This is a genomic window from Rhodoglobus sp. GW821-FHT12B09 (assembly GCF_058809925.1).
Genome location: NZ_JBXATB010000002.1, coordinates 345,078 through 366,668, shown reverse-complemented (window position 1 = coordinate 366,668; position 21,591 = coordinate 345,078). Strand labels below are relative to the sequence as shown.

22 protein-coding genes and 1 tRNA gene are annotated in these 21,591 nt (G+C 70.1%); 13 read left to right on the top strand and 10 right to left on the bottom strand.

Going from position 1 to position 21,591, the window contains the following annotated elements; translation table 11 throughout:
* Positions 1 to 66: 66 nt before the first annotated feature.
* Genes AC1RTC_RS06295 through AC1RTC_RS06280 form a run of 4 tightly spaced genes read right to left on the bottom strand, consistent with a single transcriptional unit; the run spans position 67 to position 3,623 of the window.
* Complete coding sequence (locus AC1RTC_RS06295; RefSeq protein ID WP_493154621.1) at positions 67 to 1,779, bottom strand: aminotransferase class V-fold PLP-dependent enzyme; 1,713 nt, start codon at positions 1,777 to 1,779, stop codon at positions 67 to 69.
* Positions 1,776 to 2,456: a signal peptidase I gene (gene lepB, locus AC1RTC_RS06290; RefSeq protein ID WP_493154620.1), complete on the bottom strand. Its 681-nt coding sequence runs from the start codon at positions 2,454 to 2,456 to the stop codon at positions 1,776 to 1,778. Before lepB ends, AC1RTC_RS06295 begins: the two co-directional genes overlap by 4 nt.
* Position 2,457: 1 nt before the next feature.
* Complete coding sequence (locus tag AC1RTC_RS06285; RefSeq protein WP_493154619.1) at positions 2,458 to 3,282, bottom strand: hypothetical protein; 825 nt, start codon at positions 3,280 to 3,282, stop codon at positions 2,458 to 2,460.
* A 14-nt stretch (positions 3,283 to 3,296) separates the two neighbouring features.
* On the bottom strand, positions 3,297 to 3,623 hold the full coding sequence (locus AC1RTC_RS06280; protein ID WP_493154618.1) for a PadR family transcriptional regulator: 327 nt from the start codon (positions 3,621 to 3,623) through the stop codon (positions 3,297 to 3,299).
* Positions 3,624 to 3,700: 77 nt separating this feature from the next.
* Between AC1RTC_RS06280 and AC1RTC_RS06275 the strand changes: the two genes are divergently transcribed.
* Positions 3,701 to 4,270 (top strand): hypothetical protein, encoded by a 570-nt coding sequence (locus tag AC1RTC_RS06275; protein WP_493154617.1) that lies wholly within the window; start codon positions 3,701 to 3,703, stop codon positions 4,268 to 4,270.
* A 10-nt stretch (positions 4,271 to 4,280) separates the two neighbouring features.
* Here AC1RTC_RS06275 and AC1RTC_RS06270 read toward each other — a convergent pair whose 3' ends face one another.
* Entirely contained in the window at positions 4,281 to 5,135 is an 855-nt protein-coding gene (locus AC1RTC_RS06270) for a hypothetical protein (RefSeq protein ID WP_493154616.1), read from the bottom strand.
* 2 nt (positions 5,136 to 5,137) lie between these two features.
* Complete coding sequence (locus AC1RTC_RS06265; RefSeq protein WP_493154615.1) at positions 5,138 to 5,710, bottom strand: RNA polymerase sigma factor; 573 nt, start codon at positions 5,708 to 5,710, stop codon at positions 5,138 to 5,140.
* A gap of 130 nt (positions 5,711 to 5,840) precedes the next feature.
* Here AC1RTC_RS06265 and AC1RTC_RS06260 point away from each other — a divergent pair, with 130 nt between their 5' ends.
* Positions 5,841 to 6,173: a hypothetical protein gene (locus AC1RTC_RS06260; RefSeq protein WP_493154614.1), complete on the top strand. Its 333-nt coding sequence runs from the start codon at positions 5,841 to 5,843 to the stop codon at positions 6,171 to 6,173.
* Between the two features lie 162 nt (positions 6,174 to 6,335).
* Here the strand turns inward: AC1RTC_RS06260 and AC1RTC_RS06255 are convergent.
* Positions 6,336 to 6,407 (bottom strand) — tRNA-Arg (locus AC1RTC_RS06255).
* Between the two features lie 45 nt (positions 6,408 to 6,452).
* Between AC1RTC_RS06255 and AC1RTC_RS06250 the strand changes: the two genes are divergently transcribed.
* Positions 6,453 to 7,247, top strand: a complete 795-nt coding sequence (locus AC1RTC_RS06250) for a transglutaminase-like domain-containing protein (protein WP_493154613.1) — start codon at positions 6,453 to 6,455, stop codon at positions 7,245 to 7,247.
* On the opposite strand, the gene AC1RTC_RS06245 is transcribed toward AC1RTC_RS06250, so the two are convergent.
* Positions 7,244 to 7,807 carry a hypothetical protein gene (locus tag AC1RTC_RS06245; protein WP_493154612.1) on the bottom strand — a complete coding sequence of 188 codons (564 nt, stop codon included), beginning with the start codon at positions 7,805 to 7,807 and terminating at the stop codon, positions 7,244 to 7,246. The two genes, AC1RTC_RS06250 and AC1RTC_RS06245, sit on opposite strands and share 4 nt — an antisense overlap.
* 64 nt (positions 7,808 to 7,871) lie before the next feature.
* Here AC1RTC_RS06245 and argS point away from each other — a divergent pair, with 64 nt between their 5' ends.
* The 10 genes from argS (at position 7,872) to AC1RTC_RS06195 (ending at position 20,189) form a co-directional block, all read left to right on the top strand.
* The gene (gene argS, locus AC1RTC_RS06240) at positions 7,872 to 9,530 is read left to right on the top strand and encodes an arginine--tRNA ligase (RefSeq protein WP_493154611.1); all 1,659 of its coding nucleotides are present in this window, start codon (positions 7,872 to 7,874) and stop codon (positions 9,528 to 9,530) included.
* Between the two features lie 4 nt (positions 9,531 to 9,534).
* Complete coding sequence (locus tag AC1RTC_RS06235; protein WP_493154610.1) at positions 9,535 to 10,383, top strand: LmeA family phospholipid-binding protein; 849 nt, start codon at positions 9,535 to 9,537, stop codon at positions 10,381 to 10,383.
* 20 nt (positions 10,384 to 10,403) lie between these two features.
* Positions 10,404 to 11,792 (top strand): diaminopimelate decarboxylase, encoded by a 1,389-nt coding sequence (gene lysA / locus AC1RTC_RS06230; RefSeq protein WP_493154609.1) that lies wholly within the window; start codon positions 10,404 to 10,406, stop codon positions 11,790 to 11,792.
* A complete protein-coding gene (locus AC1RTC_RS06225) occupies positions 11,789 to 13,105 on the top strand; it encodes a homoserine dehydrogenase (protein ID WP_493154608.1) in 1,317 nt (438 codons plus the stop codon). The genes lysA and AC1RTC_RS06225 overlap by 4 nt, the downstream gene beginning before the upstream one ends.
* Positions 13,106 to 13,108: 3 nt before the next feature.
* Positions 13,109 to 14,185, top strand: a complete 1,077-nt coding sequence (thrC, locus tag AC1RTC_RS06220; protein ID WP_493154607.1) for a threonine synthase — start codon at positions 13,109 to 13,111, stop codon at positions 14,183 to 14,185.
* Positions 14,182 to 15,120, top strand: coding sequence for a homoserine kinase (gene thrB / locus AC1RTC_RS06215; protein ID WP_493154606.1), 939 nt, complete (start codon positions 14,182 to 14,184; stop codon positions 15,118 to 15,120). Before thrC ends, thrB begins: the two co-directional genes overlap by 4 nt.
* 133 nt (positions 15,121 to 15,253) lie before the next feature.
* Positions 15,254 to 17,185: a transcription termination factor Rho gene (gene rho / locus AC1RTC_RS06210; protein ID WP_493154605.1), complete on the top strand. Its 1,932-nt coding sequence runs from the start codon at positions 15,254 to 15,256 to the stop codon at positions 17,183 to 17,185.
* A 2-nt stretch (positions 17,186 to 17,187) separates the two neighbouring features.
* Positions 17,188 to 18,267 carry a peptide chain release factor 1 gene (gene prfA, locus AC1RTC_RS06205; RefSeq protein WP_493154604.1) on the top strand — a complete coding sequence of 360 codons (1,080 nt, stop codon included), beginning with the start codon at positions 17,188 to 17,190 and terminating at the stop codon, positions 18,265 to 18,267.
* Between the two features lie 17 nt (positions 18,268 to 18,284).
* Positions 18,285 to 19,142: a peptide chain release factor N(5)-glutamine methyltransferase gene (prmC, locus tag AC1RTC_RS06200; protein ID WP_493154603.1), complete on the top strand. Its 858-nt coding sequence runs from the start codon at positions 18,285 to 18,287 to the stop codon at positions 19,140 to 19,142.
* A gap of 615 nt (positions 19,143 to 19,757) precedes the next feature.
* A complete protein-coding gene (locus AC1RTC_RS06195) occupies positions 19,758 to 20,189 on the top strand; it encodes a putative endonuclease domain-containing protein (protein ID WP_493154602.1) in 432 nt (143 codons plus the stop codon).
* 140 nt (positions 20,190 to 20,329) lie between these two features.
* Here the strand turns inward: AC1RTC_RS06195 and AC1RTC_RS06190 are convergent, their stop codons facing one another.
* Positions 20,330 to 20,944: an HAD-IA family hydrolase gene (locus AC1RTC_RS06190; protein WP_493154601.1), complete on the bottom strand. Its 615-nt coding sequence runs from the start codon at positions 20,942 to 20,944 to the stop codon at positions 20,330 to 20,332.
* Entirely contained in the window at positions 20,941 to 21,573 is a 633-nt protein-coding gene (locus tag AC1RTC_RS06185; protein ID WP_493154600.1) for an HAD-IA family hydrolase, read from the bottom strand. Before AC1RTC_RS06185 ends, AC1RTC_RS06190 begins: the two co-directional genes overlap by 4 nt.
* Positions 21,574 to 21,591: the final 18 nt, after the last annotated feature.

The following is a 21,591-nucleotide window of genomic DNA, read 5'->3' as shown; positions in this document are numbered from 1 at the left end:
CTTTTGCGCAGCGCTACTGAAACAACTGGCGCGTGACGCAACAACTGCAGCGCGGCCGGGCTATCTCTAGCGCAGCGAGGCCGCCGGGAGGTCGAACCAGCGGAGGTGCTCGAAGTCGGCGCTCACCAGATCGGCCCCGAGCACGTCCGAAGCGTGCCGCGCGTCCGGCTCGGGCAGCGCCGCGAACAGCGCCTCGGCCTCGGCGAGGTAGCCCGCGAGTGCGGACTCGGGCGCGGTGTCGTCGTGGCGCGGGTAGGTGAGGCGGCCGTCGGCGTCGTAGGCCAGCTGCGAGAGGCGCATCGGCGGCTCGATCGGGCCGTTCTCGTGGCGCCACAGCCCGGTGTCCAAGGAGAAGCGGTACTGCGGGACGAGCTTGTAGCCGTGCTCCGCGATCATCGTCACCGCCCGCACGATGTACTCGAACACGGTGTCGCTGATGAAGTAGTTGAAGCTCACGCGCACCCAGCCCGGCTTGATGCCCTCGCAGCCGCCGGCGATCTCGCGCTCGAACTCGTGCGAGCGCTCGAGGTCGATGCCGAGCAGGCGGTGTCCGTAGGGCCCAGCGCAGGAGCAGCCGCCGCGCGACTGGATGCCGAACAGGTCGTTGAGGATCGCCACGACGACGTTGTGGTGCAAGTACCGCCCGCCCGGCCGCTTGACGACGAAGGACACGATCGAGAGCCGCTCCGCGAGCGGATTGCCGAGCACCTGGATGCCCGGGTGCGCGCCCCACGCCGACAGTGCTCGGCGCAGGAAGTCGTGCTCGAGCGCCTGAATCGCGTCGACGCCCACCGCCTCCTTGAGCCCGAACACGAGCCCCGCCCTGATCGACTCGATGATCGCCGGGGTGCCGGCCTCCTCACGGTGGGCGGGATCGGTGAGGTACCGGTGCTCGAGCGGGTTGACGTACGCGACAGTACCGCCGCCGACCATGTCGGGCACCGTGTTGGTGAGCAGCGAGCGGCGGGCGATGAGGATGCCCGGGGTGCCGGGCCCGCCGATGAACTTGTGCGGGCTCAGGAACACGGCGTCGTACCCGTGCCGCATGTCGATGTCGACGTAGGGCGCGGCGGCCGCGAAGTCCCAGAACGCGAGCGCGCCGTGCTCGTGCAGCACGCGCGTGATGAGCTCCGTATCTGTGACGATGCCGGTCACGTTGCTCGCGGCGCTGAAGGACCCGATCTTGACCGGCCGGTCCGCGTAGTGCTCGAGCTGCTCCGTGAGGTGGGCGAGGTCGACGTGGCCGTCGGCGTCCTCGTGGATGGTGACCACATCGGCTATCGACTCGCGCCAGGGCAGCTCGTTGCTGTGGTGCTCGTACGGCCCGAGGAAGACGACGGGCCTCTGGTCGGCCGGGATGCTGCTCGACAGTCCGTACCGCAGGTCGAGGTCGGCGGGGATGCGCAGGCCGAGGATGCCGACGAGCTTGTCGATCGCGGCCGTCGAGCCGCTGCCGGCGAAGATCACGACGGTGTCGTCGTCGCCGTGCACCGCGCGGTGGACTGTGGCGCGGGCATCCTCGCGCAGTCGAGTCGTCTGCAGGCCCGTGCCGCTCGACTCGGTGTGAGTGTTGGCGTAGCGGGGGAGGACCTCGTCGCGGATGAAGTCCTCGATGAAGCCGAGCGACCTCCCGCTGGCCGTGTAGTCCGCGTAGGTGACGCGCCGGGGGCCGAACGGGCCGGGCGTGACCTGGTCGTCGCCGATCACCGACTCCCGGATGCGGGCGAGCAGGGGCGAGTCGACGAGCGCCGGATCGGCGGGCGGCACCTCTGCGGTCATGGCGACACGGTAGCAGCGGCGAACGTCGCCGGATAGTTGTCGAGCCAGGTCCAGCGGTCCACCGGCCAGCTGATCACCACGGCGCGGCCGACGACGTTGGCGAGCGGGACGAAGCCGCCGCCGGGGTCGTCGACGTGCGCCGTCGAGTCCGCGGAGTTGTAGCGGTTGTCGCCCATGACCCACAGCGCGCCCTCCGGCACCGTGACGCTGAACGGCTCGCGGGTGGCCTGGCTCGCACCGCTCGGGATCACGATGTACGGCTCGTCGAGCGGCGCGCCGTTCACCGTGAGCTGGCCGAAGTCGGTGCAGCACACCACCGTGTCGCCCGGCAGGCCGATGATCCGCTTGACGAGGTGCTCCCCGTCCTTGGGCGCGGCGAGGCCGAGGAACACGAGCACCGCGTCGAACCAGGTGCCGGGCTCGCCCGCGTCGGGCGGGAGCCAGCCGCCGGGGTCGCGGAACACGACGACGTCCCCGTGCGAGAGCGGGGCGAGCCGCGGCTCCAACTCGTTCACGATGACGCGGTCGTCCTCCTGCAGGGTGTGCTCCATCGAGGCGGAGGGAATGTAGAAGGAGCGGATCACGAAGGTCTTCAGGAGGAAGGAGATCAGGACCGCCGCCAACAGGATCAGCAGGATGTCGCGGGCGAACCGCAGCACCCGGGACCGCGCCGCCACGTCAGCTGGCCAGCGGCGCGGGCTGCGCGTAGGGGAGGTACGGCTCCAGCAGCTGCTCGAACTCGGAGCGCTCGGCGGCCGGCAGCAGCGCGTTCGCGCCGTAGCTCACCGAGAGCGACTCCGGGGTCAGTGCGAACGACAGCCACTGGCCGGCCGGGCCCTCCGCGATGCCGCTGGCGGTGGTCGCGTCGTCCTGGACCAGCGCCGGGGCGGTGAAGCCGTGTCGCTCGAGGATGCCCTGCACGACCCGCATCGCGCCGTCGGCGTCCTCGGGTGCCGCGGCGCTCAGCCAGGCCGGGGTGTTCACGACGACGAGCAGGGAGAGGCCGCCGTACCGGTTCTCCGCGGGGAAGAACACCTGGCCGCCGTCCTCCCGGCTCCAGCCGAGGTCGAGGGCGGCCCGGATCTCGGCGGTGATCGTCTCGCCGAGGCGCACCCCCTCCTCCGCCGTCGGGCCGGAGAGCGCGTCGGCGGGGTCGAGCCCGCCGATCCCGGGGTAGTCGCGCCACGAGACTGTGCGCTCCGTGCCGTCCGCCGCTGTCTCGACAGTCACCACGCCGCGGGCGCTGTCGACGATGGTGCCGCCGATCGCGACAGTCGGCACCCCGAGCACGGCGATGCCGAGCACGGCACCGCCGCCGATGAGCCAGGTGCGGGGCCGAAGCCGGGCTATCCGGTTCTCGGTGAGGCCGAGTCGGAGCGCGCCGAGCAGGACAGTCCCGCGCGAGAGCCCGAGCTCCGCAGCGCCCTCGAGGTCGGCGAGCCACTCCTCGAGCCGGTCGTCGCGCCGCGCGGCGGGCAGGGACGCGGCGAGGAGGCGGATCATCCGCTCGCCCGGGCTCACATCGCACCGCCGGGAATCACGGGGCTCCAGACGTTGACGGGGGCTCGCCGGGCCTCGAAGGCCGCGACAACCTCACGGGCCGAGGGCTCCCCGTCGGCGGTGAAGCGGTAGAGCCGGCGGCGGGGGCCGTCACGGCCGCTGTCTGCCTCCCACTCGCCCACGAGCCATCCCGACTCCTCGAGGCGGCTGAGGATCGGGTACACGCTGCCCGCGGGCCGTCCCGTCGCCTTGACGAGGCGGAGGCCCCAGACCGGCTCGCCCGCGTCGAGGAGTGCGCGGAGCACCTCGACAGTCGGCGCGGTCACACGCTGGAGGGACTGCATGCTCCTTATCCTAGGTATATAGAATAAGGAAGGCAAGCAGCCCGTGCGAATCGCGCGCTCCTGACGGAAGATGGGGCATGGCAGTTCGACGGGGGATGCTCGTGGGGGTCGCGCTCGCGGCATCCGGGGCCCTGCTCGCCGCCTGCACGCCCACGCCGCCCCCTCCGGAGCCGATGACGCCCGTGGAGGCCTACCGCCTGATCGCCGCGCCCCTCGTGTCGCAGGGGGAGGACGTGCCGAGCGGTCTGGCTGACGAGTGCTCGTCCGCGGCGGGCGTCCTCGATGTGGTGAGTGCGGAAGGCGGGTGGGACCCGGTCGTCGCCGCGGGCTTCGACGCGCGGGAGGTGCGCCGGGCGTTCTCCGCCTGCCAGCTCCGGTACTCGGCCGACCCGACCGACCCCAGCGGGGTGGGCCAGCTCACCGACGACGAGCGCGCGCAGATCTGGTCGTACGACCAGAAGCGGCTGGTGCCGTGCCTGCAGCTGCTCGGCTACGACGTCGAGAACCGCGCGGGCGGGTACATCCGGAGCAATGGCCCGTTCTGGAGCCCGTACACCGAGATGGAGCCGGTGCCGACGTCGGCGGGGGAGTGGGAGCGGATCGACCGGGCGTGCCCGCCGTCGCCGATCGGGCCGGTCGTGCGGTAGAGGTCGCGCCCTAGTTCCCGACGTGGAACGTGCCGATCACCGTCGTGCCGTCGCTGGCGTAGACGGTCAGGTCCCACCCGTCCGGGTAGGACTCGTCGCGCTGCGCCTGCCACTCGAGCGCCTCGTCCGGGGTGCTCGGCTGGTCGGGCCAGTCGGGGCCGAAGGAGTCGAGCTCAGTCGCCCGAACGTAGCCGTCAACCGGCTCCCCGGTCGGCGACAGGCCGGACACGGCAACGAGGTCGGGCTGCTGGCCGCTGTCGTGGGCGGATGCGCCGTAGGTCTCCCCGCGGTCGTTGACCCCGAGCGCCGTCGGAACGTAGTTCAGGTACTGGTACGTCACCACGACCCGCGTGTCGGCCGAGCTCCGCAGGAACAGTGTCGTTGTTGTCGGTGACAGTGGGAAATCGAACCAGGCGCCGGGGGATGCCGACAGCACATCGGCCTCGTCGCAGCTCGAGGAAGGGTTGTTCCCACCCGGGTCGAAGCCCCAGCTCGTCGCGCCGGGAGTGAGGCACACCACCGTGACCCGCACGTGCGTGGCGGCGGGGGGCGCGGCCTCGAGCGGGATGTCCGAGTCTCCCGATGTCTGCTGGCTCGCCGGATCCCCCAACACCGAGATGATCGGCTGGCCGGGGATCACGCCGGGCGGTGCCGCCACCGCGGTGCGGTCGGGCTCGGTGCTCGACGAGGCCGAGATCGCGAATGCGGCGGCGGATACCCCGGTGCCGGCCAGTGCGCCCCCGACGACCAATGCGGCCGCCACAAGCCAGCGATGACGGCGCCACGGCTGCGTGCCGTCAGTCGTCACCTGCGCCTCCAAGATCGTCCGGATCGCGTCACTGCGGTGCTCTGAGAAGGTGTCCATGGTCAGTCCAGTTCCGTGGCGAGGGTGGGTTCGATCGAACGGGCAAGGCGCTGTCGCGCGCGCGAGAGCCGTGTGCGCGCGGCGCCGGGGGAGAGTCCGACGGCCTCCCCAGCTTGGGATGTGCCGTACCCCTCAAGCGCAGTCAGGGCGAGCAGTTGCTGGTCGACGAGCGGCAGCGCCCGCATCGCGCTGGCCAGTCGGGCCGCGCTCGCCTGGCCGCCCGATCGCTCGGCGACGGTGTCGGCGTGATCGGCCACTACCTCCGGTGCAGGAAGCTTCGCGAGGAGTCGCCGGTATCGACGGGTGGCTCGGCTGGAGTTGCGAGCCACGTTCGTGGCCAGTCCGATCAGCCACGGCACGAGCGAGCCGTCGACGATCCGCACGCGGTCTCTCGTGCGCCACAGCTCCAGGAAGACCGTGGCGGTGAGGTCCTCGGCGTCGGCCCCGCCCTCCACGAATCGCAGCAGGTGCCGGAACACCCGGTCGCGGTGCCGGCTGAAGAGGAGTCCGAACGCACGGCCGTTGCCGCCGACGGCCGCCCGCCACAGCTCCTCGTCGTCCACGTCGCCTCCCATGCCCTGAGATGTCCGGATCGGCCGAAGTGTTACAAGTAGCGGTACTGAACCGACTTGCGCTCGGTCGGCTTCGCCACGCGTCGATCGTAGACGGGGGCGGGGGCGTCACCGGTCGTGCGAGGATGCTCCCATGAAGTCGAGCAATCCTGACGTTGTCGTCTACCGTCGCGGCCTCACCGTCGCGCTCTTCGCCGTCGATGTCGTTGCGGCCTTCGGGATACTCGCGCAGACGTTCTTCATCGGGCTCGGGAACTGGGGGCGGTACACCCAGCTGGTGCCTGTCCGGGACGTCCCGCTCTACTGGGTGAACATCGCCGCCCTTGCCCTCCTCACCGCGGGAATTGTCGGGAGTGTGCGAGCCGAGTATCGCGACGGCCACCCGTTCGTGGCGGGGACTGTGCTCGCGGTCCTGTCCTTCGTGCCGCTGCTTTTCGGCGTGGGCCAACTCGCCATCACGCCGTGACGGCAGTCAAGATCTGGGACGTTCCGGCTTGCTCTCGACGTGTATAGGTATGGAGAGATCAGTGAAACTTAGCGACAGGCGCCTTGATGAGATGCTGGCAATTTCAGCACCCCCATGAAGGCCACCGGACGCCCGAACCGTCTGACCAGCAGATTCACGAAGTGCCCCCAGGCAGATTCGAACTGCCGCCCCTGCCTCCGGAGGGCAGTGCTCTATCCCCTGAGCTATGGGGGCTAGGGAACGTCACCTAGGCTACCAGCGCCGTGACAGGATCGAGACATGCTGCGAACTGTCACCAACCACCTCGAGCTCGACATCCGCGGCACCACCAACATGGTGTTCAGCATCACGGCCGCGCAGGGGTCCGCCGTGACATCCGAGACCCTGAGTTTCGTTCTCGACGGCGAGCCGCAGCGCGCCACGGAACTGACCGACCGGCACGGCACAAGGCTGCACACGTTCGTGAGCGGCCCCGGCCGCATGATCGTCGACTACACGGCGGATGTCGCAGGCCGCTCAGACCCGGCGCCCTCCGTCGACCTGGACCTCGTGACCTACCTCCGTCCGAGCCGCTACTGCGAGTCGGACAGCCTCACTCCGACCGCCCGCTCCGAGTTCGCGGGGCTCAAGGGCCACGCCCTGCTCTCCGCGGTCACGCTCTGGGTGTGGGAGCGCCTGCGGTACGTGCCCGGCTCGAGCCTTCCGACGGACGGCGCCGAGCAGACCCTGCTCGCGCGCAAGGGCGTCTGCCGCGACTACGCCCACCTCGTCATCGCCCTGCTGCGCGCCCTCGACGTGCCCGCGCGCATGGTCGCCGTCTACGCGCCCGGCCTCTCGCCGATGGACTTCCACGCGGTCGCCGAGGCCCACATCGACGGCGCCTGGTGGGTGGTGGATGCCACGCGCCTGGCACCGCGCGAGAGCATGCTGCGCATCTCGACCGGCCGGGACGCCGCAGACACCGCGTTCCTCACGAACCACTGGGCAGACCTCATCCTCACGGACATGAGCGTGCTCGCCATCGTCGACGACCTCCCGAAGGACGACGTCAACCAGCTGGTGCAGTTGGGCTAGCCGCTGATGCCCGCCTGCGCCATGGCTACGAGCGGGGCGATGTCGCTCGGCGAGGTGAAGTCGGGCGACTCCACGGTCACGTAGTACGGCGCGGAGAAGAACTGGGCGAGGCCGTTGTCGAAGTAGCCGTCGAAGCTGTCGGCGGGTGTGGCGGACCCCGAGACCGCGTCGAGCTTCGCGGCGTAGGCGTCGTCGGTGTACCGCACGACGCCGAAGTCGATGGTGGTGCCGCTGGTCTGGTTGACGAGCTCGCAGGCGATGCCCTGCTGGGCGATGGCCTGTCCGGCGGCCGAGGAGCCGGTCGGCGAGAAGCTCGGGAGAAGGCTCACGTTGGGGTTGTAGTCGTATATCGCCTGGGCGGAGAGGAGGTCGGAGCAGGCGAAGTCGACGGCCTCGGTCTGAGGGCCGGGCGTGGGCGTGATCGTGGGCGTCGGGTTCGGGGTGAGGGACGGCTCGGTGAGCGTCGGCTCGGGCACCGGCGTGGGCGTGTCGGTGGGCACGCAGCCGGCCAGGGCGAGCACGAGGAGGGGGACGGCGATCGCGGCGCGGCGGAAACTCATGCCTCCATTGTCGAGCGCCCCGCCCGGGAACCTCCGCAACGCGCCGCGGCTAAGCTTGAGCCTCGTGAATCCAGCTGATCTTTCCGCCGCCATGCTCGCCGTCGTCACGGGGATCGTGCAGCAGCGCGGCGGCACGGCGGAGGTCACCGTCGACGACCTCGTCCTCGAGCGCCCGCGCAACCGGGACCACGGCGACTGGGCGTCCAACATCGCGATGAAGCTCGCCAAGCCGCTCGGGGTGAACCCGCGCGAGCTGGCCGAGGAGGTCGCGGCGGGCGTCCGGGAGCTGGCGGGCGTGGCATCCGTCGACGTCGCAGGCCCCGGCTTCATCAATATCTCGCTGGATGCCGCGGCCTCGGGCGCCCTCGCGAAGACCATCGTCGAGCAGGGCGAGGCCTACGGCCGGGGAGACCTGTACGAGGGCGTGCGGATCAACCTCGAGTTCGTCTCGGCGAACCCGACGGGCCCGATCCACATCGGCGGCGTGCGCTGGGCGGCGGTCGGAGACAGCCTCGCGCGCATCTTCCAGGCGCAGGGCGGCCTCGTCACCCGCGAGTACTACTTCAACGACCACGGCGCGCAGATCGACCGGTTCGCGCGCAGCCTGCTGGCCAGCTACCTGGGAGAGCCCGCGCCGGAGGACGGCTACGGCGGTGCCTACATCTCCGACATCGCCGCGCGCGTCATCAACCTCTACCCGGGCGACCTGTCGCGGATCCCGCGGGACGAGCAGCAGGAGGTGTTCCGCGCCAACGGCGTCGAGCTCATGTTCGGCGACATCAAGGCGGCCCTGCACGAGTTCGGCGTGCGGTTCGACGTGTACTTCCACGAGAACGAGCTGCACGAGTCGGGCGCGGTCGAGCGCGCGATCAAGCGGCTCAGCGACCTCGGCGCGATCTACGAGGCCGACGGCGCGACCTGGTTCCGCTCGACCGACTACGACGACGACAAGGACCGGGTCGTCATCAAGAGCGACGGCGAGGCCGGCTACATCTCCGGCGACCTCGCCTACTACCTCAACAAGCGGGAGCGCGGCTTCGAGCGCAACCTCATCATGCTCGGCGCCGACCACCACGGCTACGTGCGCCGCCTCATGGCCATGACGAAGGCGTTCGGCGACGTGCCGTACGTGAACCTCGAGATCCTGATCGGCCAGCTCGTCAACCTCGTGCGCGACGGCGAGCCGGTGCGCATGTCGAAGCGGGCGGGCACCGTCGTGACTCTGGAGGACCTGGTCGAGGCCGTGGGCGTGGATGCGGCGCGGTACGCCCTCGTGCGCAGCTCGATCGACTCGCAGGTGGACATCGACCTCGACCTCTGGGGCAAGAAGACCAACGACAACCCGGTCTTCTACGTGCAGTACGCGCACGCCCGCACGAACTCGGTGGCGCGCAACGCCGCGGCGTCCGGTGTGGACCGCAGCGCGTTCGACGCGAGCCTGCTGAGCCACGAGACGGAGAGCATCCTGCTGGGCATCCTCGCCGAGTTCCCGCGCGTGCTGCGCCAGGCAGCCGAGCTCCGCGAGCCGCACCGGGTCGCTCGGTATAGTGAGGAACTAGCCGGGGCCTACCACCGGTGGTACGACAACTGCCGCGTCACCCCGTTGGGCGATGAGGATGTCACGGACCTGCACCGCACCCGCCTCTGGCTCAATGACGCGGTCGGCCAAGTGCTCCGCAACAGTCTCGGACTCTTGGGAGTGAGCGCACCCGAGAGGATGTAGCCCGATGGCCGAGCCGATCCAGCCGACCAAGCCGGTTGAGCCTGTCGAGACCACCGTCGTCGAGGTCGCACCGCCGAAGAAGAAGCGCCGTCGCTGGATCGGCGTGCTCATCGCGCTCGCCATCGTCGTTCTGCTGGTGGTCGGCTTCGTCATCGCCGACGGCTACGCCAAGACCTACGCCGAGAACTACGTGCGCGAGCGCATCGTCGAGGTCCTCAAGCTCGACCCCGCCTCGAAGGTCGACGTCGACCTCGGCAGCGGCTCAGTGCTGCTCCAGGCGGCCCGCGGCGGCCTCGACGAGGTGAACGTGCACGTCGACACGATCACGTTCGGCGACATCACCGGCGAGGCGCAGATCACTGCGACGAAGGTGCCGCTCGACAGCAGCAAGCCCGTCGACCAGCTCAACATCCAGGTGACCGTGAGCGAGGAGAACGTCAAGAAGCTGTCCGGCTTCCTGAGCGGCATCGACCTGAAGTCGATCGAGCTCAAGGACGGGCTGATCCGCATCGGCACCGAGTTCAACGTCTTCTTCATCAGCATCCCCGTGGCGGTCGACCTGAACCCGACGGCGAAGGAGGGCGGCATCAACTTCGACCCGGTGACGATCCTGCTGGGCGAGGACGAGATCTCCGTCGCCGACCTGCGTGCGAGCCCCGAGTTCAGCTCGCTCGCCGGCGACCTGCTCGCGTCGCGCGACTTCTGCGTCGCGGGCTACCTGCCCCAGGCGCTCAGCATCGACAAGGTGCAGGTGGTCGGCAAGAACCTCGTGGTCGGTATCGACGGCGACGGGACGGCCCTCTCCGATCCCGCCCTGTCGACGCTCGGCACGTGCCCAGAAGCCACCAACTAGCCCCGGTAGGATTGTGGACCGTGTCCAGCAATCCACTCGCGCCGTCGTGGCTCGTCGTGCCCGAGGACGCGAACGCGCTGCCGGCAGCGGTGTGGTCGCAGAACGCCGCACGGGATTCCTCGGGCGAGCTGACCATCGCCGGAGTCCCGGCCACTGCCCTCGCCGAGCAGTTCGGCACACCCGTGTACGTGGTGGACGAGGCTGACGTGAAGGCCCGTGCCACGGGCATCCGGGCGTCGTTCGACCGCGAGTTCGCGCGCGTCGGCTCCGCCGCGAAGGTCTACTACGCGGGCAAGGCGTTCCTGTCGATCGAGGTCGCGCGATGGGTGACGGATGCCGGCCTCAACATCGACGTAGCGAGCGGCGGTGAGCTCGCCGTGGCGCTCGCCGCCGGGGTGGACCCCTCGCGGCTCGGGCTGCACGGCAACAACAAGTCGCTCGCCGAGATCGACCGTGCCGTCGGAGTGGGCGTCGGCGCGATCGTCATCGACAGCCGCATCGAGATCTCCCGTGTCGCGGAGGCCGCCGCGCGCCACGGTCGCGTGCAGCAGGTGCGCCTGCGCATCAACAGCGGCGTGCACGCGAGCACGCACGAGTACCTCGCCACCGCGCGGGAGGACCAGAAGTTCGGCATCCCGCTCGCGGACGCTGCCGAGTTCGTCGCGCTCATCCGCGCGGAGCCGTCGCTGTCGTTCCTCGGGCTGCACTCCCACATCGGGTCGCAGATCTTCGAGTCCGACGGGTTCGCGGAGGCCGCGCGCCGCTTGTTCGCCCTGCACGCCGATCTGCTCGAGGGCGGCCCGGTGCCCGAGCTCAACCTGGGCGGCGGGTTCGGCATCGCGTACACGAGCGTTGACGAGCCGCTCTCGATCGACCAGATCGCCGTGCGGTTCGCGGACATCGTGGCGGCGGGAGCGGCGGAGCTGGGCATCCCGGTCCCCGTCGTCGCCATCGAGCCGGGGCGCTCGATCATCGGGCCCTCGACCACCACGCTCTACACGGTCGGGACGATCAAGGACGTGCTGGTTGAGGGAACCGCCGTCCGCAAGTACGTCTCCGTCGACGGGGGCATGAGCGACAACGTGCGCCCGTCGCTGTACGGGGCTGACTACTCGGTGCGCCTGGCCAACCGCTCGTCGACCGCGCAGCCCGCCCTGGTGCGGATCGCGGGGAAGCACTGCGAGTCGGGCGACATCGTCGTGCGCGCCGACTACCTGCCGGCCGACGTGCAGCCCGGCGACCTCGTGGGCGTGCCCGCCACGGGCGCGTACGGCTGGGCGATGGCCAGCAACTACAACTACCTGGGCAGGCCGCCCGTGGTCGCCGTGATCGACGGCGAGGCCCGCGTGATCGTGCGCGGCGAGACCGAGCAAGACCTGCTGTCACGAGATATGGGAACGCGCGCATGATCGAATACCGCAACCTCCGCGTCGCCATCCTGGGCGGCGGCAGCGTCGGCTCCCAGGTCGCCCACCTGCTCATCTCGCAGGGCGAGGAGCTCGCGGCGCGCGCGGGCGCGGGCCTCGAGGTTGTGGGCATCGCGGTCCGGAACCTGGACGCCAAGCGCGACACCGACCTCCCGCAGGAGCTCTTCACCACCGACGCGGAGGCCCTCATCCTGGGCGCGGACATCGTTGTCGAGCTCATCGGCGGCATCGAGCCCGCGCGCACCTACATCCTCCAGGCGCTCAACTCCGGCGCGGACGTCATCACGGCGAACAAGGCCGTGCTGGCCACCCACGGTCCGGAGCTCTTCGAGGCCGCGGAGCAGGTCGGCGCGCAGCTGTACTACGAAGCAGCGGTGGGCGGGGCCATCCCGATCATCCGCCCGCTGCGCGACAGCCTCGCGGGCGACCGCGTCAGCCGCATCCTCGGCATCGTCAACGGCACCACGAACTTCATCCTCGACCGCATGGACACCGAGGGAGACACGCTCGAGGACGCCCTCGCCGAGGCCACGCGCCTGGGCTACGCCGAGGCCGACCCGACCGCCGACGTCGAGGGCTACGACGCCGCGCAGAAGGCCGCGATCCTGGCGAGCCTCGCCTTCCACACCACGGTGCCGCTCAGCGCGGTGTACCGCGAGGGCATGACCTCTGTCACCCACGAGCAGGTGGTCGCGGCGCGCAAGGCCGGCTACGTCGTCAAGCTTCTCGCCATCTGCGAGCGGGTGACGGATGCCGACGGCCTCGAGGGTGTCGCAGCGCGCGTGCATCCCGCCCTGGTGCCGCTCGGCCACCCGCTCGCGGCGGTGCACGGCGCCAACAACGCGGTGTTCGTCGAGGCGGAGGCGGCAGGCAGCCTCATGTTCTACGGCGCGGGAGCGGGCGGCATCCAGACCGCCTCCGCCGTGCTGGGCGATGTCGTCTCGGCGGCCCGCCGCCACGTCGCGGGCGGCCCGGGCGTCGCGGAGTCGACGCACGCGAACCTCCCGGTGCTGCCGATGTCGAGCGTCACGACCCGCTACCAGATCACGCTCACCGTGCTCGACGAGCCCGGCGTGCTCGCCACCATCGCGACGATGTTCAGCGACCGCGGGGTCTCCGTCGAGGGCGTCTCACAGTCCGTCCGCGACGGCGGCGACAGCGCGCGCCCTACAGCTACCCTTGTGATCATCACGCACGAGGCATCCGAGTCCGCCCTCGCGGCGACCGTGGAGGCGCTGGCCGCCACTTCCGTCGTGAGTGCTGTCGTATCCGTTCTGAGAGTCGAAGGACTGTAACTAGTGGCCCACCAATGGCGCGGAGTTCTCCGCGAGTACGCCGACCGCCTCGACATCTCGGAGGCGACTCCGGTCATCACCCTCGGTGAGGGCGGCACGCCGCTCATCCCGGCCGACGCGCTCTCGCGCCGTACCGGCGCCCGCGTGTGGGTGAAGTTCGAGGGCATGAACCCGACCGGGTCCTTCAAGGACCGCGGCATGACGATGGCGGTGTCCAAGGCCGTCGAGGCCGGCGCCAAGGCGATCATCTGCGCCTCCACCGGCAACACCTCCGCCTCGGCGGCGGCGTACGCGACGCACGCGGGAATCACCGCCGCGGTGCTCGTGCCGGAGGGCAAGATCGCGATGGGCAAGCTCGCGCAGGCGATCGCCCACGGCGCGGAGCTCCTGCAGGTGCAGGGCAACTTCGACGACTGCCTCGACATCGCGCGCGACCTCGCCGCGAACTACCCGGTGCACCTCGTCAACTCGGTGAACAACGACCGCATCGAGGGCCAGAAGACGGCGGCCTTCGAGGTCGTCGAGGTGCTCGAGGACGCACCGGACTTCCACTTCGTCCCGGTGGGCAACGCGGGCAACTACACCGCCTACCACCGCGGCTACAAGGAGGAGCTCGATCGCGGCATCACCACGAAGATGCCGCGGATGTTCGGCTTCCAGGCCGCCGGCAGCGCGCCCATCGTGCTCGGCCACGTCGTGAAGGACCCCGACACGATCGCCAGCGCGATCCGCATCGGCAACCCCGCGTCGTGGGAGCTCGCCATCGCGGCGCGCGAGCACAGCAACGGCTACTTCGGCGCGATCAGCGACGAGAAGATCCTCGAAGCTCACCGCATCCTCTCCGCCGAGGTCGGCGTCTTCGTCGAGCCCGCGTCCGCGATCAGTGTCGCCGGGCTCCTCGAGCGGGCGGACGCGGGAGAGATCCCGAAGGACTCGGTAGTCGTGCTCACGGTCACCGGCCACGGCCTCAAGGACCCGCAGTGGGCCCTCCGCGCAGCCGACGGCTCCGACGTCAAGCCCACCGTCGTCTCCACGGACATCAGCGAGATCGCGGGCGTGCTCGGGCTGAGTGCTTCATGACCCTTCCCGTGGGCCTTGCCGCCACGGTCAGAGTCCCCGCGACGTCGGCGAACCTCGGGCCCGGCTTCGACACCCTCGGGCTCGCGCTCGCGCTGTACGACGAGCTGCGCGTGACGGTCGTCGACGGGTCGGGCGTGCACGTCGAGGTCACGGGCGTCGGCAAGGGCGATGTGCCCACGGATGAGTCGAACCTCGTCGCGCGCGCCATCAGGTACACCTTCGACCACGTGGGCCAGCCGATGCCCGGCCTGCGGCTGGACGCGACCAACGTCATCCCGCACGGGAGCGGCCTCGGCTCCTCCGCCGCCGCCATCGTCTCGGGCATCATGGCCGCCAAGGGGCTCCTCGATGGCGTGGTCGAGCTCGACCTCGAGCGGATGCTCGTCATCGCCACCGAGCTCGAGGGCCACCCGGACAACGTCGCCCCGGCGCTCTTCGGCGGGCTGACCATCGCGTGGACGACGCCCGAGGGCCCGCGTGCGAAGAAGCTCATCGTCCACCGCGGAGTGTCCCCACTCGTGTGCGTCCCCGACCACAGCGTGTCGACCGCGCTCGCGCGCAGCCTCCAGCCGGCGTCGGTCCCTTACGAGGACGCCGTCTTCAACCTGTCGCGCTCGGCGCTGCTCATCGCCGCGCTCATCCAGAGCCCCGAGCTGCTGCTGCAGGCCACCGAGGACAAGCTGCACCAGGACTACCGTGCCAGCGCCATGCCGGAGACCAGCTCCCTCGTGCACATGCTGCGCGACCACGGCGTTGCCGCGGTGGTCTCGGGGGCCGGCCCGTCGATCCTCGTGCTCGCCGACGACCCCTCCCAGCGCCTTGTCGCCGCCGACCTCGTGGCGGAGCACGCCACCGGCGACTGGCAGTCGCTCCTACTGGCCGTGGATTTCAAAGGTGCTACAGTGATCACGCACCAGGTAGAAGCTTCGGCCTAGCCGTCGCCTCCCGGTCGCGACATCACCCCTCCTCCCGCAGCACTAGATTCCTGCGCATCCGCGCAGACAGCTGTAGGGGGAATCAGCTCTCCGCCGAAACGCAACGCTTCGGTAGGGGAAAGGAACCCCAGTAGTGACTGACGTCAACATCCGTGCAACGAGCGCGGATTCCCGTGCCGACCTGAGCACCCTCAAGCTTGCCGAGCTCCAGGCTCTCGCAAGCTCCCTGGGTATCAGCGGCGCTTCAAAACTTCGAAAAGGAGACCTCGTGGACGCAATCAACGAGAACCAGTCCCACAGCAACGGCGAGACCGCCGTTGACGCAGTAGAACTCGACGCTCCCGTGCAGGAGCCCGTGGCCGTGCGCAAGCGCGCTTCCCGCCGCGTGACCAGCGCCGACACCGAGGCCATCGCCGCCGCCGGCGCGGGCATCGGCGCCCCCGTCGTGGACGCCCCGGCCGCTGCCGCCGAGACCGAGGAGGCTCCCGCCGCGTCGGCGCCGCGCTCCTCCCGCTCGCACGTCGCGCAGGCCGAGGCCCCCGCGGAAGACCCCACCCCCGCCGACGTCGCCGTCGGCGAGGAGTCGGACGCCGAGGACGGCGCCCAGAACGAGCAGAACGACGGCGAGCAGGAGTCCGGCTCCGGCCGCTCCTCGCGCAACCGCAACCGCAACCGCAACAACGGCGGCGGCAACGGCCAGGGCCAGGGCAACAACGACAGCCAGCAGCGCCAGCAGAACAACAACAACCAGCAGCAGCAACAGCAGAACAACAACCAGAACCGCAACGGCCAGCAGCAGCGCGCCGTCGAGGGCGAGGGCGACGAGCGCTCCGGCCGCAACCGCTACCGCGACCGCAAGCGCGGCCGTGGCCCGCTCGGCGACGACTTCGAGCCCGAGATCACCGAGGACGACGTGCTCATCCCGGTCGCGGGCATCCTCGACGTCCTCGACAACTACGCCTTCGTGCGCACCTCCGGCTACCTGCCCGGCAACAACGACGTGTACGTCTCGCTCGGCCAGGTCAAGAAGTACAACCTCCGCAAGGGCGACGCCGTCGTCGGCGCGATCCGCCAGCCGCGCGAGGGCGACAACCAGCAGGGCCGCCAGAAGTACAACGCGATCGTGCGCATCGACTCCATCAACGGCCTGCCCGTCGAGGATGCCGCGAACCGCGTCGAATTCGGCAAGCTCACGCCGCTCTACCCGCAGGAGCGCCTCCGCCTCGAGACCGAGTCCACGAAGCTCTCGACCCGCATCATCGACCTCGTGTCCCCGATCGGCAAGGGCCAGCGCGGCCTGATCGTCTCGCCGCCCAAGGCCGGCAAGACGCTCGTGCTGCAGGCCATCGCGAACGCGATCGCCAAGAACAACCCCGAGGTCCACCTCATGGTCGTGCTCGTCGACGAGCGCCCCGAAGAGGTCACCGACATGCAGCGCACGGTCAAGGGCGAGGTCATCGCCTCGACCTTCGACCGCCCCGCGGAGGACCACACGACGGTCGCCGAGCTCGCCATCGAGCGTGCCAAGCGCCTCGTCGAGCTGGGCCACGACGTGGTCGTGCTGCTCGACTCGATCACGCGCCTCGGCCGTGCGTACAACCTCGCGGCACCCGCATCCGGCCGCATCCTCTCGGGCGGTGTCGACTCGTCGGCGCTCTACCCGCCCAAGCGCTTCTTCGGCGCCGCGCGCAACATCGAGGAGGGCGGCTCGCTCACCATCATCGCGACCGCGCTCGTCGAGACCGGCTCCAAGATGGACGAGGTCATCTTCGAGGAGTTCAAGGGCACCGGAAACATGGAGCTGCGCCTCTCGCGCCAGCTCGCCGACAAGCGCATCTTCCCGGCTGTCGACGTGAACGCCTCGGGCACCCGCCGCGAGGAGATGCTCATGGGCGCCGACGAGGTCAAGGTCACCTGGAAGCTGCGCCGCGCTCTTGCCGGCCTCGACCAGCAGCAGGCTCTCGAGATCGTCCTGGGCCGCCTCAAGGAGACCCAGACCAACGTCGAGTTCCTCATGCAGGTGCAGAAGTCGATGCCGAACGCCAACGGCACCAAAGAGGACTAGGCATGTTCGAGTCAGTGCAGTCGCTGCTGGCCGAACATGACGAGCTCCAGGTCCAGCTTTCCGACCCCGATCTCCACTCAGACCCGGCCAGATCCAAGAAGGTCAACCGCCGGTACGCCGAACTGGCGCGCATCGTCGCCGCGTACCACGAGTGGCAGCAGCTGACGGACGACGTCGCCGCCGCGACAGAGATGGCCGCGGAGGATGCGTCGTTCGCGGCGGAGCTCCCCGGCCTCACGGAGTCGCTGGAAGCCGCCCAGGAGAAGCTGCGCCGCCTGCTCATCCCGCGCGATCCCAACGACGCCCGTGACGTGATCATGGAGATCAAGATGGGGGAGGGCGGCGCCGAGTCGGCGCTCTTCGCCGGCGACCTCCTGCGCATGTACCTGCACTACGCGGAGTCGAAGAAGTGGAAGACCGAGATCATCGAGCAGACCTCGAGCGACCTCGGCGGCATCAAGGACGTGCAGGTCGCGTTCAAGGGCAACTCCACCGACCCCGCCGAGGGAATCTGGGCGCACTTGAAGTACGAGGGCGGCGTGCACCGCGTGCAGCGCGTGCCGGCGACCGAGTCGCAGGGGCGCATCCACACGTCGGCGGCGGGTGTGCTCGTCTTCCCCGAGGTCGACGAGCCCGAAGAGGTCGAGATCAACCAGAACGACCTGAAGATCGACGTGTACCGCTCGAGCGGCCCCGGCGGCCAGTCGGTCAACACGACCGACTCCGCGGTGCGCATCACCCACATCCCCACCGGCATCGTCGTGGCCATGCAGAACGAGAAGTCGCAGCTGCAGAACCGCGAGGCGGGCATGCGCGTGCTCCGCGCGCGCATCCTTGCCCGGTACCAGGAGGAGGCGGACGCCGAGGCCTCGGAGTACCGCAAGAGCCAGATCCGCACCATGGACCGCTCCGAGCGCATCCGCACCTACAACTTCCCCGAGAACCGCATCGCAGACCACCGCACGGGCTACAAGGCGTACAACCTCGATGCCGTGATGAACGGCGCGCTCGAGCCGGTCATCCAGAGCTGCATCCAGGCCGACGAGGAGTCGCGGCTCGAGGCACTCGGCAGCGAAGGCTGATCGAGCCTGGCGACATCATGACCACCATCGCGGCGATGCTCGACCGCGCCACGAGCGTGCTCGAGGGCGCGGGCATCAGGAACGCGCGGGTGGATGCCGAGCTCCTGCTCGGCCACGTGCTGGGCCTCAGCCGCGGGGGAGTGCAGGCGAAAGCCGTCACCGGTTCCGGGCTCAGCAGCGACGACGCCGTGACGGTGGCCGGACTCGTCGAGCGCCGGGCCGCCCGCGAGCCGCTGCAGCACATCACCGGGGTCGCGGCGTTCCGGCAGCTCGAGCTCGCGGTCGGCCCCGGGGTCTTCGTGCCGCGGCCCGAGACCGAGACCGTCGTGCAGTTCGCGATCGACGCGCTGGCCTCCACAGCCTCGCCGGAGCCGGTGGCAGTCGACCTCGGCACCGGCAGCGGGGCGATCGCCCTGGCCATGGCCACGGAGGTGCCGCACTCGCGCGTGTACGGCGTGGAGGTCTCCCCGCTCGCGTACGTGTGGACGAGGCAGAACTTCCGGGCGGTCGGCGCTCCCAACGCGACACCGGTGTTCGCCGACCTGGCCGACGCGCTGCCCGAGTTGGACGGCGCTGTGGACGTGGTCATCTCGAATCCGCCGTACATCCCGGTCGGGGCCATCCCGCGCGACCCCGAGGTGCGCCTGTTCGACCCGGAGATCGCGCTCTACGGCGGCGAGGACGGCCTCGACCTGGTGCGCCGGGTGTCTTCCACCGCCCAGCGACTGCTGCGCCGCGGCGGCACCCTCGTGCTCGAGCACGGCGAGGCGCAGGCCGCTCAGATCGGCGAGCTGCTGCGCGCCGACGGCTGGACCGCGGTCGCGCACCATCGCGACCTGCTCGGCCGCGACCGGGCGACCACCGCGCTGCGCTGACCCCCGCTACCTCGGAGCACGACGTCTCGCCGAGTCGGCAACAAGTGCTTCACACCGGCCAATCGAGAGCACTTCTCCACGATTCGGCGCCCGGCTCGAGTGCCGACACCTCGAAGCGGCGATGGTTGGCCGATGAACCACAGGGTCCCGCTGCCAGGCCAGCTGTCCGCATCCTTCACCATCGCCGAAGCCCGTGCGGCCGGGCTGGGCTACGGTCGCACGCGAGGGGATGACCTCATTGCGCCGTTCCACGGGGTACGCGCGACGATCCCTCCCGTCGAAGAGCTCAAGCCGGAGGAGGAGATCCGCCGGCGAGCCGCGCACTATGCTCCTCGACTGCGTCCCGGCCAGTTCTTCTGCGAGTCGACGGCGATCGCTTTGCACCACCTTCCGCTTCCCTATCGCGAGGGGAAGCTCCCGCTTCACGTGGCCGCGCCGCCCCCGGGCACTCCGCCGCGAACTCGCGGAGTTGTCGGACACCAGTTCTCATCGGGCGCTGTCGCCGACGGGCTGCCGGCGTGCTCGCCGCTCGATGCGTGGGTCCAGTGCGCCGGGCGGCTCTCTCTTGATGCTCTCGTCGTTATCGGCGATGCGCTCGTGCGCAGGGAGTCCCCGTTGGCCACACTCGATCAGCTCGGTGCTGCGGTTGCCGGCGCGGCTGGCAAGCGCGGGGTTGTGCGCCTTGTCGAGGCGCTCGGCCTGGTGCGCAGCGGCACCGACTCGCCTCAGGAGACGGTGGTTCGCCTCCTGGTTGTACGTGCGGGGCTGCCCGAGCCGGCCGTCAACTCCGTGGTGCGGGATGCCCGTGGTCGCAAGCTCGGCACGGGGGACCTCGTCTACCACCCGTGGCGAGTGGTGATCGAGTACGAGGGGGAGCACCACTTCGCGACCGACGAGCAGATCCAGTTCGACATCGACCGGCTTGCGGGCTTCGCGGCCGCGGGGTGGACGGTGGTCCGGGTCCACAAGCGCCACCTCGCGGATCGCGATGCCCTGGTTCGTCGCATCCGGGCCGCCCTCGTTGCCCACGGGTGGGACGAGAAGTGAATATCTGCTCCCGACCGGCCCCCGAAGAGCATTTTCTGCACAGTCGTGGGGCGGCTCGACGGTGAGCCTGCACAAAGCGCTCCGCGGGGCGGCGCCTGGAGCAGGATGTGACGACTCGGCGCGGGAGTCAGCCCGCGCGACTAGCCCCGTGACGCCGCGAACGCCTCGATCGCGGCGAGGAGTCCCTCGGGGGTGCCGAAGCGGTAGGCCGTGATTCCCACGCTCTCGGCGCCCTCGACGTTGACGCGCATGTCGTCCGCGAAGAAGGCGTCGGAGGCGGGCACGCCGTACGCCTCGAGCACCCGCTCGAACACGACGGGGTTGGGCTTGCGCGCCCCGTAGTGGCTCGAGGTGAACAGGTGGTCGCCGAACAGCTCCACGAGCTCGGGGGCGAGGGTCGCGAGGTGCTTGCCAGCGAGCGCGCCGTTGTTGGTGAGCAGGGTGATCTGCCCCAGCTCGGATGCCCTCCGCACGGCCGCGAGCGACGCCGGATCCGGGGTCATCGCCGCTCCGCGGACCCGCACCCACTCGCTCTCGTCGACGGGCATCCCGATGGCGCTCTCGAAGGCGGAGAGGTAGGCGTCCGGCGTCTCGTACCCGCCGGCCTCGGCCTTCCACTCACCGGCGTCGTGCCACCAGCGGCGGCGCAGCTCCTCGAGGGAGAGCCCGGTGAGCTCGGTCATCCCGGCCATGCGCACGCGCCAGTCGTACCGGTAGAGCACGTCGTCCATGTCGAAGATGAAGAGGAGGCTCATCGCTGCCTCACCGCGAAGGCCTCGATGGCCGCGAGGAGCGCGTCGGTGTCGAAGAGGCCGTCGTGCGAGGTGAGCTGGTGCGACGTGATGCCGACCGCGCGGGCGCCGGCGATGTTGGCGGCGGAGTCGTCGGCGAAGAAGCAGTCGGACGCAGCGACGCCGTAGTGGGCGAGGGCCCGGCGGTAGATCTCCTCACCGGGCTTGCGCGACCTCAGCTGGTAGCTGAACAGGCGGTTCTCGCCCAGGATCTCGACCACGTCGGGCGCGAGCATCGGCAGCGCCGTCGCGGTGGCGGCGGGGTTGTTCGAGAGCAGGGAGACAGTGCCCAACTGGGATGCCCGGCGCAGGGCCGCGATCGACCCCGGTATGCGCGTCATGGCGAGCCGCCGAGCGGACGCCCACTCCTCGAGCGAGAGCCGCCGAGACCCGGTCACCGCCGAGAACTCGTCGAGGTACTCGTCCGCGGTGGGCCACTCGCCGGCCTCCGCGCGCGCCTCGTAGCCGCCAGCCCACCACGCCTTGGCGAGGGAGTACTGCGACGCGCCGGCGAGCCGCGCGAGCTCGGGCAGGCGGTAGCGGAAGTCGTACGCGTAGAGCGTCTTGTCGAGGTCGAAGAAGTAGAGGTCCACGGGCTTACTAGTCTCGCA